This is a genomic window from Lysinibacillus telephonicus (assembly GCF_003966145.1).
In the GTDB taxonomy this organism is placed as follows: domain Bacteria; phylum Bacillota; class Bacilli; order Bacillales_A; family Planococcaceae; genus Ureibacillus; species Ureibacillus telephonicus.
Map to the genome: position 1 here is coordinate 1 of NZ_RXNR01000021.1, position 15828 is coordinate 15828.

Sequence of the window (15828 nt, forward strand, 5' to 3'; positions counted from 1 at the left end):
ATGGACTCATGTCCATTTACATATCGTTCAACCGCTTGAATTCTTTGTTTAACTGTTAATTTTGCCATAAAAAAACCCCCGTAAAAATTAGATTAGTGTCTAACTTTTACGGGGCAGTTCACATCCCCCTTATTAATCTATAGATTATAGCAAGCGAATGATGATTCATTCATTTAAAGAGCGAATTAGAAAATCTTTTCATATTAATAAAATACGCTAAAAGAATCCGCTATCCTTCTTGTATGTGTATAGCATAGCGGAAGTAATGCGGATTCTTTATATGTTAGTAAAGAGAGTATTTTATTTTGAAGAGTCTTTATAGACGTTAGATAAAGAATAAGCTTCTTATATGTTTTCTCCAGTTTCTATATCATAATGTGCTATCCAGTCGCTGTAGCTGCCAACATATAAGCGAATCTTTTCGTAGCCAGCCTCCTCAAGAACTGCATATAACGGAGAAGCAGTTACACCTGAGCCGCAGTATACTACTATTTCTTCGTCCTTGCTTACTTTCTTTAACAATTGTTCATTTGGGTGCAATGAAGTTCCCTTAACTAATTGCTCCCAATCAAAGTTTTTTGCTGTTGGAATATGCCCTGCAATATGATCAATCGTCTCATTTTCCCCTCGATATCTTTCGGCAGCGCGTGCATCTAATAATGTTGCTTTTTCTTTGTTATCAACAATATTTTTCACATCTGAACGTGAAGCATAAATAGATTCATTCCAAGTAATTGTAATTTTTGACGGAGCAAAAGTCGGCATTTTATTTGTAACAGCAAATCCAGCTTGTTTTAGTGCATCATATCCGCCATTGACAATAAATACGTTTGGAAAGCTCGCATATTTTAGCATCCACCACGCACGAGCAGCAAAAGGCGCAGCACCTTGGTCGTAAATATATATTGTATCTTCCAATTTCAAGCCAGATTGTTCAAACAAAAGTTGTAATTGCTCTTTTAAAGGTATTGGATGACGTCCCTCGATTCTTGATAAATCCGATAAATCACGCTCCAAATCCCAATAAATTGCCCCTTGAATATGCTCTTTATCATATTCAAGCTGTCCCCATTTTTTATCTTTTAGATTGAACCGCGCATCAATAAATCTTCCATCTTTTACTTCCTTTGCATCAACAAAAACTTTAGCCATTTTTTATACCTCCGTTTTTTGCAAATCTGAATAGATTGATTTCCAAGTTGCCAATCGATCCTCTTCTTGAAGTAAAAGTCTTTCTGTTTCAATCTGATTCATTGCTTGCTTGAATAAATGTTCATTAAGATTATTCGCTTCATTTTGAATAAAGTTAATCGACCATTTTACCAGTTCTTCTTTTTGTGCATCAACATAGCTTTGTGCATCAGGCTTTGTTAGTTCTTCAAGTGCACTTTTTAGTTGTTCCTTTTCATTTTTTTCGAAAAATGCTTTCGCGTTTTTAAAATAGGACTTCACTGAAGCATATTTAGTAAATTCTTCAAACGGACCTGAGAAGTCTAGTAAATTTGGCTCATCAGGCTCGTAAGCAAGGAATGAAAAGCTCGCGTTTAATTCTTTTAATGAGCGCACCTCATCTTTAAAACGTTCAACCATTTTCTTTTGTACAAATTGTGTTAATCGGAAGTTAGTTACACGAAGCTCTTGTGCAAAATCAAACTTCAGTGCATCTAATGTCTCCTTTAATGCTTGCTCAAGTGCTGTTTGAGCCGGCATTGACGCAAAAGTTGAAGGATTGTAGCCTTCTCTAAAGAAATCAGGATAGCGGTAATATACACGCTGCATCACATAGTAAAGTAATTCATCTAATTCTTGTTTAACGTCACTTTCAAGAATACTTGTTGAAGCAGTCGTATATTTGCTTTGTATATGCTCCTCTAATTTTTTAAGTTCTGCTAGACGTTCATCTTTACGCTTTAAGTTATCTTCTGTTTGGGTAATTAAATCAGAGAAGCGTTGATGTGTTTTCTCTACTTCCTCATGAAGAGCTTGGATTGCTATTGACGTTAGTTCTTCATTTAAGAAGCAATGGAACGCCTCTTCAAAATCATGCATTCCTGATTGATAATCTTTAATTTCCTCTTTTTCACGCAAAGCAAGTAGACTTGAAACACCATATAATTTTGGGAAGCGAATGCCGAAACGTTGTAATTCATTCCGAACATAGTTTTTCACTTCTTCTTCTTCATCTGATGTTGCAGCAAGGTCAATTGCATTTACAATAAAGAACATTTTATCCAGCTCAAATGCGTCCTTCACACGACCAAGTTGAATTAAAAATTCACGATCTGCTTTTGCGAAGGCATGATTATAGTACGTAATAAATAAAATTGCATCAGCATTGCGAATATAGTCAAATGCAACACCCGTATGGCGGGCATTGATTGAATCTGCTCCCGGTGTATCAACTAGTGTGACACCCATCCTTGTTAAAGAGCAGTCATAGTAAAAGTCAATATTATCTACAAAGCACGAACGACTTTCTTCTGCAACAAAACGCTCAAATTCAGTACGACTAACGCGTATTGTTTGACCAAGTTGAGATTCATAAGTTTTAAATCCCTGTGAAAATGCACGAATAAATGACTTATGAACATTTAATCTCTCATCCATTAATTTAACCTGTAATCCTTCTTCCGCTCTTTCATATGCCTCAGATAGAGAATTAACTGTAATGCCAATAGCACTATATGAACCTTGGATATCCTCCAATAGCTGTTGTGCTGTTTTTAATTGAACATCTGCTGTTTCATGAGGATGTTCCTCACTCACTGGTCGAATTTTATTAATCGCTGCAGTTGTCGGATTTGGTGAAACCGGTAAAACTTTCGATCCCATTAATGCATTAGAAAAACTTGATTTCCCTGCACTAAATGCTCCAAATAAAGCAATAGTAAAATCTTTTTGTTTGAGTCGTTCTACTTTTTTAATTAAAAAGCTTGCAACTTCTTCAAATCCATCAATTTTCTTAACGGCATTTGCAGTTCTTATTGCCGAATGAATAACATCTTCGCCCTTTACGTTGATGCTCAATGATTCTTTCTCAGTCTCAATGAAGTCTTCGTATTTCGTTTCTTGTTTAACAATCATAGATGGATTAAAAGGACGAATTTCCTTTAGAGATTGTTCAAAGTTATCTACCCATAGATTTTGCTGAGTTTTTGCTTCATTACGAGTTTCCTTCGATGTAAACGCCATTTCCCTTTCAGAAAAATGTTTGCTTTCATCCAATTTAATAATTGATTGGATTGCTCTTACCTTTGTTGAAATGCGGTTTAATTTTTCTGTTACTGGTGCTGATAACTGGCTAGCAGCACTATTTAACACTTCAATTTGCTGATCTTTCCACTCATCTGTAGCTTCAATAAAGAAGCGTTTTGTCGCTTCAGCAACTCGATTTGCAAAGTTGAGAACAGCATCACCTGTTATAACAGCATCGGCTTTTACTTGATCTTCAATTAATGAGAATGGAGCATCGAATGGCATCTCGTCAATTTGTGCAGCACGCTCATCTGTTAATGCACCAACATCTCTTAAAGATTGCTTCATTAAGTTTTTCATATGACCAATAATTTGAGATTGTAAAATCGTTTTATATTGCTCATTTACTTCTTCTTTGCGCAGATTTTTTTCTTCTTCTGTTTTCTTTTTAGCAGTGAAAAGTCCACCTACTTTAAAGCCTTGCTGTTTACTTTCAAGATAGGAACGCAATTTTTCACGGAAATCAGCTGGAATAAGTGCAGCATTGTCCAATAAATTTTTACGTTTGTCTTTATAAGTTTCAATCCAATTTTCAACTGAAAATAAATCTGTTTGAAGCTTAAGCTTTTCATATTGCTCAAGAATATCCTCATGATTTTCCCATTCTTCAGCAGTTAAAACATCTTCAAATTCGACAAATGCATCTTGCTTCTCTTGCTCTAAATAATCTAAATGCTCACTTTGAAGTTTTTTCAATGTACTTTCAGCAGTAGCAATCAGTTGCTCTTCCCAATCGTTCATGGAATCCATAACGATTTTTTTAACCGTTGAAAAATCATTATTCGGATGATCAAAGGCTCTTAAGGAAGTAAAGAAAATTCCTTTTGGTTCAACTCCCCATGCTGCAAATGATTGATGAACCGATTGTTTAAACTCCTCAAAGGATAGCTCTTGATCGTTATGCTTATCGATTTGGTTGACAATTAAGTAAACATTCGGGTTATATTTCATTAATTGTTTTGTAAATTGAAAGTTTAATTCAGATTGGACATGATTGTAATCCATCGTATAAAAAACAATGTCTGCCAAATGTAGAGCAGATTCTGTTGACATTGCATGTGCGTCATCCGTTGAATCTACCCCTGGAGTATCCATTACAGTAACCCCTTTAGGAAGTGATGAAGCTTTGTGGCCTATCTCAATTTGAGAAACGAGCTGTCCATTTTTGCTAAGTTCCTTTACCGTTTTAAAATCATATCCTGCTTCAAATTTGACAGGTTTATCATCGTGCATATAAACGATGGCATAATCCTCTTCAGATTTATGAACCTTTACAATGTTTGCACTTGTTGGAATTGGGCTGGCTGCAAGAATGTCCTCTCCCGACAAAGCATTAATCATACTCGATTTCCCTGCTGAAAAATGTCCGGCAAAACCGATCACATATTCCTTTTGCAGCAGTTTACGAGCAAATAAATTAAGCTTTTCCATTCTTTCTGTATCATCATTTTTTTTATAAATTATGTATTGAACAGCAGATTGCTGTAATAGTTGCTGTAGTTTTTCATCAAAAGAATTCATTTAAATAAATACTCCTCTGCCTCATTTTTGTCACAATTATATATTCTATACTACCATGAATTATCAACAAAATCGGCTAAAAAATGTGAAATTTAGAGGATTTTTTTCATTTATTAATATTTGGAAAAAGTTTTATGAAAAAGAAGTTCCTAAAAGGGTGGTCAAATAAATTGAGGAATGGCTTATGAAAGAGGTTATGATTTTATTGTTTTCTTAAAAACATAAGTGCCTATACCAACATAAATAAGTAAAGCTGCAACAACAAATAAGTAAACCATTTAGTTCACTCTCCTTTTTTTTTAATGAGAATCGTTTTCATTTTACTTTATTATATTAAAAAATTCAGAATGTAGTCAATTCAAATTAAATTTTTTTAATGTCTATTATGCTAATTTAATGGTAAGATGGAAAAAAGTCGAAAAAGGGTGTATGCTATTGAATAATTCCAAACATATACAAACTATTTTAAATAGTTCCATTCATTCTTTAAAAACTATACTTCCTATGGAGTTGAATATACAATCACCTTCTATGCTTTCTGAACCATACATACAAAAAGAGATAGGCGTTTTAATCGGCTTGTTCGGAGATATTAAAGGAAGGGTTATTATTGATAGTACATCTTCAACATTTAGTTCCATTGGAGAAAAAATGTTTGGCATGCCACTTGAAGGTGAAATGTTGGAATCATTTACAGGTGAGTTGGGAAATATGTTTGCAGGTAATTTATGTACACATGTTGGCGAACAATCTTTTAATGTCGATATTACTCCACCGACAGTTCTAGTTGGGAATACGAAGCTGCTTGGATTTGAAAAAGCTTTTAAACTACCGACATTAATTGATGGCATTGGCCTGCTTACAATATTATTTACTATAGATGAAGACGAATAAATTAATAATATGTTCATTTCTACATAGGGCTTATCAGAAATTTCACATCTGATTAGCCCTCTTTCATTTATCAAATATATGTTTTAATTACATTCCTCCTGCGGTACTTCATATCCTTTACGCAAGGTTTCGACTCAAAAATACCTTTGAGTCGAAACCTTTTTGTTGTTTGAATAGGGATGAATACCTTTCACATTAATTTCACATTTGAATTGTCGAACTGTGATTTTTATCACATCTTGTAGTCACTATTTCTTATATGATGGGTTCGTAAATTAATATTTGTATCTCTAGGAGGGAGAGACATGTCAAACCAAAAAAAATCTGACGACAATTTAAAAGGTACTCTTTACGCAACCTTTGGAATTGGCATCGTCATTATCGTCGTTTGGGCACTATGCTTCAATTTATTTATTGATCGTTTTTAAAAAGTATTTCAAGGAGGGGATCTCTATATGCACATACACAAGTATGAGAAATGGTGGCTTGTATTTGGAACTGGCACACTGATCGTATTTCTTCTTATTATTGGTGTCAGCGCCTTTCATGCAGGTACGCATCCAAATAATTCAAAATGGACAATTAACTATGAAAAAGTTAATGAAATTGCTCCATTTGATAACCCAGGTGTTCACAAAGTTGAGGGTAAAGACTGGGATTACGAAGTAGTATTAGTTGCTTCTGCATTCAGCTATAATCCTATGGAAATTGAAATACCCGTTGGATCAACAGTAAGATTCATTGCTACAACTACGGACGTTGTGCACGGTTTTGAGGTTGCAGGAACTAATATAAATATGATGTTGGAACCTGGCTATGTTTCAGAAAAAATTACAACCGTCGATAAAGTTGGCGAATATACAGTCGTTTGTAATGAATATTGCGGTACTGGTCATGCAATGATGTATTCTACATTAAAGGTGGTGGACTCTGATGACAACAGCAGTCACTAGTAAAGAAACAGTAAACAAAATAAATAGCTCGAATATATCTTTTACTAAAAATAATCTTTCAAAAGTTGATAAAAAAGATGCGAAACTTTCATTAGCACATATTTATGTAGCATTTACAGCCTTATTACTTGGAGGCTTAGCAGGTTTACTTCAAGTATTTGTTCGCTCAGGACAATTTAAACTTCCTTTCGGCATCGGTTATTATCAAGTTTTAACAGTCCATGGCGTGTTATTAGGTCTTATACTAACTACTTTCTTTATTATGGGTTTCCAATTTGCAGCAATTAGCCGTACAGCTGGTGCATTTTCCAACACTCAACGTAAATTAGGCTGGATTGGTTTCTGGTTGATGACCATTGGTACAATATCTGCTGCTGTAATGGTTCTGTTGAATGAAGCATCTGTACTTTATACTTTCTATGCCCCACTCCAAGCACACTGGATTTTCTATTTAGGTTTAACTTTAGTTGTTGTTGGTTCTTGGCTAGAATGTTTAGCACAAGCAATGCGCTATGCACAATGGCGTAGAGAAAATAAAGGTCAAACTTCACCATTATTAACATTTATGGTTGTTGTAAACAATTTAATGTGGTTTGTAGCAACTTTAGGTGTTGCAGCAGAGGTTTTATTCCAACTACTGCCGTGGTCTCTAGGATTCGTAGAACGTATTGATGTATTATTATCACGCACTTTATTCTGGTATTTTGGTCACGCACTTGTATACTTCTGGCTATTGCCTGCATATATGATTTGGTACGTTGTAATCCCTAAAGTTATTGGCGGTAAAATCTTTTCTGATGCACTGTCACGTCTATCATTTATGTTATTCTTAATTTTATCAGTTCCAGTCGGTATTCACCATCAGTTTACTGAACCTGGTATTGATGGCTTCTGGAAATTCTTGCAAACTGTTTTAACATTCTTTGTTGTTGTTCCATCATTAATGACTGCATTTTCAATGTTTGCCACATTTGAGTTGCGCGGTCGTGAACTTGGCGGAAAAGGTGTGCTCGGCTGGTTTAAAAATTTACCTTGGAAAGATAGCCGCTTCCTAGTTCCTTTCATCGGTATGGTTGCATTCATCCCAGGTGGCGCTGGCGGTATCGTCAACGCATCTTATCAAATGAATGAATTAATTCATAATACAATTTGGGTTACTGGTCATTTCCACTTAACCGTTGCGACAGCTGTCGTATTAACTTACTTTGGAGCAGCATACTGGTTAATTCCACATTTAACTGGACGCAAGCTAACAAACAAATTGAACAACTATGCAAATGTTACAGGAATAATGTGGGCTATAGGCATGTTTATTATGTCTGGCGCAATGCACATCGCTGGTTTACTAGGTGCACCTCGTCGTTCTGAATTTTCAACTTATGGAGGATCTGAACAAGCAACTGAATGGATCTCCTACCAAATTGCTCAAGCAGTTGGCGGTACCATTCTTTTCATTGCAATTCTGCTAATTATCGGCGTTGTTGTAAATTTACTTTGGTTTGCACCAAAAGGCGAAGAAGAATTCCCTGTTGGTGAAGTAGCAGAAGGTGCTGGAAAAACTCCAGCTATTCTTGAAAACTTCAAGGTTTGGGGTGTAATTTTAGTAGCATTGATTTTAATTGCTTACACTATTCCAATTATAGATATCATTCGCAATTCCCCACTTGGCTCAGTAGGCTATAAATTCTGGTGACAAGAAAAGCACAGCACGTTTGCTAAACGGAGAAAAATTAATTTAGAACCCTTCCTTCTTGGAGGGGTTTTTACAATTACCACATATAAACAATTTTAAAATATTCAAATTTATGATTCAATCAGTTTAATCTCCTTAAAACATTCTTTTTAAATACCTCTTTGGATTGATAGTTAATCCTATCATAATAGAAGTATAGGATTTGTTTATAAGATAAAAAAGCAAAAGGTCGTCTGTATTTGACCTTTTGCTCTTAAGTTATTTAGGTTGTACTGGTAGAATATCGATAAACTCTGGAATGAGTTTACTTTCTTCTTCGTTTAAAAGTATATGAATATCACCATAGTCATTTGATGTACGAATTAGACGTCCTATTCCTTGCTGTAATCGAAGTTGCATAAATGGTAGTTCTACTTCTTCGAATGGATTTTCAGCAAAAGCTCGTTTTGCATCAAATAAAGGATCGTGTGGTGGGAATGGCAAGTCAAAAATAATTACACGGGTTAATGCTTCTTCCGGTAAATCTAACCCCTCCCACAAGTGATATGAACAAAGAGTTTTTATTGTACCATCCTGGAAGTCACGAATAATTGCTGATAACTCGCGATCCCCTTCAAAAGCGACTGTTAAACGAGCCACCATGGATAAGCTCGATTTAAACGAAAGCATCGCCTGTTTAGATTTAAATAAAATTAAAGTCTTCTGATCGTCTTTTAGCAGCTGCTCTACTTTCGCCACTTTTTGTTTTTGTTCTGATTCATGCAAGTAAATTTTCATTACCTCTTCATAATCAAATGGTGAAGGAACGCTAAAAGACTGATATTTTTTTATACCTAGACTATAAGCAATATAAGAAAAGTCTTTGTTAACAGATAATGTTGCTGATGAGAACACAATTGGAATTTTCTTTGAGAATAATTTTTCCTCAAGCACATCTGTAATTAACCTTGGCATAATTACTAAAGTTTCTTCCCCATCTGTTTCTTCCAGCCAATCTACTGCATCACCTTGAGCAATAAAAATTCGAATAGCAGCTTCATATTGTTCTAAAAATTCTTCAGCCATGTTTAATTCATATTCAGGAATCATATACAACTCAGACTCAAATACAAATTCCTCTAATAATTGCTCCACATCGGCAATTAACTGCTTGCCTAATGATAATAATCGTTGTGATTTTTGAATGGTTTTGCGATCCTCTTCAGAAGGAACAACATCATCACGAAGCTGGTCAAAAAATAATTCATGATCATCTTGTAACTTTTCCATCGCGTATAATGTTCTCTCACGAACACCATCAACCATAAGACGTTCTAATAGATTAACAATCGTATAACTTTGTACCTTTACAGTCATCGCTTTTTGTGCTGCATATTCTAAAAGATGTCCCTCATCTAAAACAATCATTGATACTTCGGGTAATAACGGCAATTGACCTTCTCGTTCACGAGACTCCTTCGTTGACAAATGTTCCATTAAAAAGTCTTGAGAACAAATAATTAAATCCGAAGATTGTCTATAATGTGCACGGTGCAACGTTAATCCACAACGATTACGCATTTCACAAACAGAACATTGCATAATGGCATTATAATTAACTTTTTGCCAATCTTCATCACTTACAGTTGGGTAATCGCTTCTTACCCCAAAGGGTTCTACTGTAATCATTGAGCCTTGACTATAAACGCCGTCTGGAATAGACATTGCTATATCATCAATCCATTCCTCCGTTACTACCTTTTCAGTCTCTTCAAATCGCTTTAAGCATAAATACTGATTACGCGATTTTGCTAAACGAACATCAATCGTTAAACCAAGGTGCTCAGTTAGTTTGTAAATATCCCCGCCTTCTTTTACAAGCTGGTCGATAAGCGTCTCATCAGCACATGCAATTAACGCTGGTCTTCCAGTATAGCGGGCATATGATATTGCAGGTAATAAATAGGCAATAGTTTTACCTGTTCCAACACCTGCTTCAGCAAATAAAACATTTTTCTCTTTTAATGCCTGCTCGATTTGATACGCCATGAAAATTTGTTCGTCGCGGCATTCGAATCCTTTTTCAGGCAATTCATCATATAAAACATCGCCCAACCAATCTCCTAGTGATTCAAAAAAAGAGCGATCTTTAGATAATTCAAATGGTAAAGACTGTCTCATTATTTTTAACTCCTTCAACTCACATGTCTATTTTATAGACATTCGAAACGGAAGGATCATCTCATCCTTCCGTTAAAAGTATTGTATTCAGTTTGTATCCGTTTCTTTCTTGTTACGATTTTTGACCCCAAAATTGATAAAGGTCAGTACGAATAAATCCATTAAACAATTTCCGTTTTTTCGTTGCTTTCTTTCCGTAAAGTGCTTCTAGGTTTTCCATCGAAGAAAGCAAATATACAGACCAAGTCGGATATTGATTCATGACTGTACCTAATTCACGAATTACTTGTTCAATTATTTCTTTTTCACCGATACGTTCTCCATATGGTGGATTTGAAATAATGACACCATCTGTTAGCTTCGTCGTAAAGTCAGTAGCTTGCATTTGTTTAAATGTAATTAAATCTGCAAATCCTGCTTCCAACGCATTGTCTTGGGCAATGGTTATCATACGATGATCGATATCTGAACCGATTATTTCAAGAGGTTGATCGTAATTAGCTAGATCATCAGCTTCATTCCGAGCTTCATCCCATATAGTTGAAGACATCCAATTCCATTGTTCCGAAATGAAATCCCTATTATATCCCGGTGCTATATTTTGTCCAATCATAGCAGCTTCCAATGGTATTGTACCAGACCCGCAGAATAAGTCGATGAACGGTCTACCTGGACTCCATTTGGAAATTTTGACCAAGGCCGCTGCAAGTGTTTCCTTCAAAGGAGCTTCTCCTTGTAATTGTCTATAGCCGCGTTTATGTAGGCCCGCTCCAGATGTATCTATAGTTAATGTAGCAACATCCTTCAAAATCGAAATTTCGATTTTAAATGTTGCACCAGATTCATCTAAAAAACCTAGACGTTTATAATGTAATTTCATACGCTCTACTATCGCCTTTTTCACGATTGCCTGACAATCCGGAACACTAAATAATTTTGATTTCACAGATTTTCCCGATACAGGAAATGCAGCATCTACAGGTAAATATTTCTCCCACTCAATTGCTTTCGTACTCTCAAATAGTTGATCAAATGTATGTGCAGGAAATTCTGCTACGACAATTTTTACTCGATCTGCAACACGCAACCATAGATTACATCTTGCAATCGCAATCTCATCCCCTTCAAAATATACTTTTCCATTTTCTACTCGAGTTTCATACCCTAAATCTTGTACTTCCTGTGCAACAATTGATTCAAGACCCATTGCAGCAGTTGCTACTAGTTGGAATTTTGTCATTACTCAATTTCTCCTTGATGTTCATATTCCCATAGTTGTAAAAATTCAATTAAGCCATCCATAGATACCGGCTTACTATAATAATACCCTTGAATATAATCACAACCCATTTCCCGTAAAATATTTAGCTGTTGTACACTTTCAACACCTTCAGCTATTACTTGCATGTTTAAACGATGTGCCATTTGAATAATCGCATCAACAACAGCTTGTTTATCATCTAAAGAAACGATATGTTGTATAAAGCTGCGATCTATTTTTAAATAATCAAGTGGAAAACGCACTAAATAACTTAAAGAAGAGTAGCCAGTTCCGAAATCATCAATGGATAGTTTAAATCCTAATTGCTTCAGTCGAACAAGCTTTCGAATCGTATCTGAATCATTATTCATTACTGTTCTTTCAGTAACTTCGATTTCAAAATTTTGTGCTGAAGTATTATTTTTCTCTAATATTTTTTGAATCGATTCTAAAAAATTTTGTTGTTGAAAGTGTATACTTGATACATTAAAAGCAATCGATATTTTTGAATATCCTGCTAATCTTAGTTTTGCCAGATCTTCACAAGCTTTCTCCAAAACAATCTCACTAATCGGTATAATAAGCCCAGTTTCCTCTGCATACGGGATAAATTCAGCTGGGGAAACGGACCCTAATTTTTCACTTTCCCAACGAACTAGAGCTTCTAATCCAACAATTTTATTTAACTGCGTACTTACTTTCGGCTGAAAATTTAATGTGAAATCACGGTTTTCAATTGCTTTTCTTAGTTCTGAATCTAGTACGATGACACGCTTTGAATCTATATTCAAATCTTCAAAATAAAATGAGAAGCCATTGCGTCCATTTTGTTTTGAGAAGTACATCGCTTTATCGGCTCGATTAACAAGATCTTCTGTTGTATCCCCATCATGAGGATAAATGCTTATTCCTATACTTGTTGAAACAAAGATTTCTTGATTATTGATGAAAACAGGCTTTTCAATTTCACGAATGACTTGTTCTGCGAATTTTGCAGCTTCTCTTGGATGGCGAATATTTGTTAACGTAATAACAAACTCATCACCACCATATCTAGCAAGTAAATCTTTTGAATTTAATAATCTTTTTATACGTTGTGCAATTTCAACTAACAGCAAATCTCCTGTTGTATGACCTAATGTATCGTTTACTTGTTTAAATCGATCCAAGTCTAAAAAAAATACTGCATGTTGAACCTTATTTGATATAATCTCGGAAGACTCGAGAAGAGAATTCATTTTCTTCAGGTATGCAAATCGATTATTTACTTCTGTTAACGAATCAGTTAATGCACGTTTTTCTAATTCACTTTCTACAATCTTTCTTTCAGATAAGTCAGTAAAAATACCACAATAGTTGGTAACGATGCCATGTTCATCTTTTATACTCATAATCGTTAGCCACTCAGGATAAATATCACCGTTTTTCCGACGGTTCCATATTTCACCTTGCCAGACACCATGATTTTGGATGCTTTTCCACATTTCATTATAAAAAGCTCGTTCATGAACGCCTGATTGCAAAATTGTAGGGTTTTTGCCAACTACCTCTTTACTTTTGTAGCCAGTAACTTTTTCAAATGCGGGATTTACGACTAAAATTTTCTTATTTACATCTGTTACCATAATTCCTTCAGATACATTTTCAAAAATTTTCATCACAACATGATTCGGATAATAACTATTCTCACTAGTTATATCTTGGTATACTTCCCTCATTTTTACTCTCCCTATCGCTAAAAGAAAGGCTCTCCAAATTGATGGAGAGCCTATCAAGATAAGCATAACGCTCTTATTGTTTATACTTACTTAAATGCCCATTCATTTCCATGGACATTATTATAGAACATTTTTTTACTTATTTTTTAAATAGAAGTTTAAGTTATTATATATCATAGAAATTCATAAGCCATGTTTTGTTCCCGAGTACTCAAACGGTTAAAAACCTCGTACAAAGCGGGTAGTAATCATCTATCTACGAAAGAAATCTTTCGTCCCTCCATCCGTTCATTTCCTTCAGGAGAGTGCCCCTACCATAATTTGGGTTTCTCACTCGTGGGGTTTACCTCGTTCCACCTTCACTGTTTCCAATGAAGCTACGTCACTGTGGCACTTTCAGGAAGTGTCAACCATATCAAAAGACTTAGGTTTTCCTTCCGCCGTCAAGGCGAGCCTTGCCTTACCTTATTTTTTCAGTAAGCACGAACACTACGGTCATCTCAGAGCCGTGTGAGCATGGACTTTCCTCTACAACTTCGTAATGAGTTGCAGCGATTACTCGAATTTGACTATGATAAAAGTATTATACTAAAAAACATTGATAAATTCAATAACCTTTAGAATTTTATTCGTATAGTTTACTTCCAAATACATGTTTTTCTAAGTTTGAAAGTCGTTTTAATATATCAAAATTAGTGTTTCCTGCTGACTGTTGTACTTGTGGTCGTCTAACAGTTGTATTTTCTAATTCTTCTTTTAAACGTTTATTTTCAGCACGCAATTCTTCAATAGTTTTTTCAAATGCGTCATAATCTTCCATAATTTGATCTAAAAACTGATCTACTTGGTCAATACTATAACCTTTTACTGATTTCTTAAATTCTTTCTCCAAAATAATTTTTGAATTTAATTTAATTTCCATTCACATCGCCCTTCCATCCGATACGTACATATTTCGATTATACCATATGAATGATTCAAAAGGGATTGAAAGCAACTTATTTTATAGATAATAGCGACATAATTTTGCAAAATATGATTTTTTTAATCATGATTCTAATACAATGTCAAAAATTGCGCTTCCCCGGGAAATTATTTTTATAATTTTCAATTAATTACTATTTATTTCCCTAGTTTTTTTTCAATCCTTGTATATCTTTTTTTCCACTCTTCTAGCTTTTTAACTTGCTGATCCTTTTTGAACAACGTACTTGAACTAGTAATTCGCAAACCTTCTTCGGCGTAAAATAACGCCTGTTTAAACTCTTTAAAGTGATGTTCATGTAAAATTGCTAACTGTTCAAGTACTTTTAGCTTTTCTCGAGACTTTAAAACCTTTAATGCCTTTTCAAAAGAATGCCTAGCCTCTTCATATCGTCTATTTCTTTTATGCTGAAAAGCTAGAAAATAATATGCAAGTCCTGCTTCTTCATCATCGAATTCATTCGTAACATTAACTAAAATTTGTTTACTTTGCTGCTGTTGTTTCAAGTCTCCATACCATTTCCCTATGTTTGTATAGGTTGTAGCAGCTTCTTTCAAATCATTTTCAAGTAGTAGATTTGTAGAATGAATATAGAGAGTTACTAGTGACAATAAGTCCCATTCATTATGATAAAGTACTTTCATTAGATTAGTCGCATCTCCACTTTTAACCGCATCTGCATAAATGATTGGTGCTAAAAAACCTGGAATATCTCCCTTTCGTTTAAATCCAAGTTTCTCTTCTTCTACTTGTGTTAATTTCATTCTTTCCAAATTATTTTTCCATATTCGTTTTGAACTGTGTAATAAATCAATTTGTTTTTGAACACGGAGTTTCGGTAAGAATTGTTGATTTAATGTCCATCTAGTTTCTAATTGAGGCCAATCGAAACTTTTGCCATTATATGAGACAACGGTTTTTGAGTGCTGCCAAAATTTTGATTCAAACAAGAGGGCAGCCTCATTAGATGGGTCTGCTAATACATATTGATTTAAAATAAAACTTTTATCCGTAGGTTCTAATAGTCCTAATAAAAATATGTTAGTCCCGACACCTTTTAATCCTGTCGTTTCTGTATCAAAGAACAGTACTTCTTCATCTATATCAATTAAATACGGATGCTCTGCACCTGTTGATTGCCATTTTTCAAGCGCCTTATAAAATAAGCCCAATTCATAATGGCCGTGCTTATATTGCAGAGGGTATTCAACCTGGCGTTTAAATAAAACACCAAAGTCATTTTCAACAACTGCTAAACCAGCCTCTTGCCATTTTGCAATATAGACTGGCTTATCTGGCTTTTGAAAGACAGGCTTTTCCTTAACATCTGTTTTCTTTTTCCCAAGCATTTGTTTCAGCTGCATTACTTTATTTTCATACGACATGAC

At 34.8% G+C, this 15828-nt stretch carries 11 protein-coding genes and 1 other RNA gene; 4 read left to right on the top strand and 8 right to left on the bottom strand.

Going from position 1 to position 15828, the window contains the following annotated elements; all coding sequences use genetic code 11:
* Positions 1-345: 345 nt before the first annotated feature.
* Together EKG35_RS09145 and EKG35_RS09150 are read right to left on the bottom strand one after the other, a co-directional pair.
* Positions 346-1152 carry a sulfurtransferase gene (locus EKG35_RS09145; protein ID WP_126294143.1) on the bottom strand — a complete coding sequence of 269 codons (807 nt, stop codon included), beginning with the start codon at positions 1150-1152 and terminating at the stop codon, positions 346-348.
* 3 nt (positions 1153-1155) lie between these two features.
* A complete protein-coding gene (locus EKG35_RS09150; RefSeq protein WP_126294144.1) occupies positions 1156-4776 on the bottom strand; it encodes a dynamin family protein in 3621 nt (1206 codons plus the stop codon).
* A gap of 435 nt (positions 4777-5211) precedes the next feature.
* Here EKG35_RS09150 and EKG35_RS09155 point away from each other — a divergent pair, with 435 nt between their 5' ends.
* The 4 genes from EKG35_RS09155 to EKG35_RS09165 all read left to right on the top strand — a co-directional run bounded on the left by EKG35_RS09155 (position 5212) and on the right by EKG35_RS09165 (position 8316).
* On the top strand, positions 5212-5670 hold the full coding sequence (locus EKG35_RS09155) for a chemotaxis protein CheX (RefSeq protein WP_126294145.1): 459 nt from the start codon (positions 5212-5214) through the stop codon (positions 5668-5670).
* 305 nt (positions 5671-5975) lie between these two features.
* Positions 5976-6098 carry a hypothetical protein gene (locus EKG35_RS21415; protein WP_281274602.1) on the top strand — a complete coding sequence of 41 codons (123 nt, stop codon included), beginning with the start codon at positions 5976-5978 and terminating at the stop codon, positions 6096-6098.
* Positions 6099-6125: 27 nt separating this feature from the next.
* Positions 6126-6623 (top strand): cytochrome c oxidase subunit II, encoded by a 498-nt coding sequence (locus EKG35_RS09160; RefSeq protein WP_126294146.1) that lies wholly within the window; start codon positions 6126-6128, stop codon positions 6621-6623.
* On the top strand, positions 6604-8316 hold the full coding sequence (locus tag EKG35_RS09165; protein ID WP_185807692.1) for a b(o/a)3-type cytochrome-c oxidase subunit 1: 1713 nt from the start codon (positions 6604-6606) through the stop codon (positions 8314-8316). Before EKG35_RS09160 ends, EKG35_RS09165 begins: the two co-directional genes overlap by 20 nt.
* A gap of 258 nt (positions 8317-8574) precedes the next feature.
* On the opposite strand, the gene EKG35_RS09170 is transcribed toward EKG35_RS09165, so the two are convergent.
* The 6 genes from EKG35_RS09170 to EKG35_RS09195 all read right to left on the bottom strand — a co-directional run bounded on the left by EKG35_RS09170 (position 8575) and on the right by EKG35_RS09195 (position 15825).
* Positions 8575-10476: an ATP-dependent DNA helicase gene (locus EKG35_RS09170; protein ID WP_126294147.1), complete on the bottom strand. Its 1902-nt coding sequence runs from the start codon at positions 10474-10476 to the stop codon at positions 8575-8577.
* Positions 10477-10588: 112 nt separating this feature from the next.
* On the bottom strand, positions 10589-11716 hold the full coding sequence (locus tag EKG35_RS09175) for a THUMP domain-containing class I SAM-dependent RNA methyltransferase (protein WP_126294148.1): 1128 nt from the start codon (positions 11714-11716) through the stop codon (positions 10589-10591).
* Positions 11716-13455 carry a sensor domain-containing protein gene (locus tag EKG35_RS09180; protein WP_126294149.1) on the bottom strand — a complete coding sequence of 580 codons (1740 nt, stop codon included), beginning with the start codon at positions 13453-13455 and terminating at the stop codon, positions 11716-11718. The genes EKG35_RS09175 and EKG35_RS09180 overlap by 1 nt, the downstream gene beginning before the upstream one ends.
* A gap of 182 nt (positions 13456-13637) precedes the next feature.
* An RNA gene (rnpB, locus tag EKG35_RS09185) (RNase P RNA component class B) lies at positions 13638-14022 on the bottom strand.
* A 58-nt stretch (positions 14023-14080) separates the two neighbouring features.
* Complete coding sequence (gpsB, locus tag EKG35_RS09190; protein WP_126294150.1) at positions 14081-14377, bottom strand: cell division regulator GpsB; 297 nt, start codon at positions 14375-14377, stop codon at positions 14081-14083.
* A 200-nt stretch (positions 14378-14577) separates the two neighbouring features.
* Positions 14578-15825, bottom strand: a complete 1248-nt coding sequence (locus tag EKG35_RS09195) for a ribonuclease H-like domain-containing protein (protein ID WP_126294151.1) — start codon at positions 15823-15825, stop codon at positions 14578-14580.
* Positions 15826-15828 lie beyond the last annotated feature (3 nt).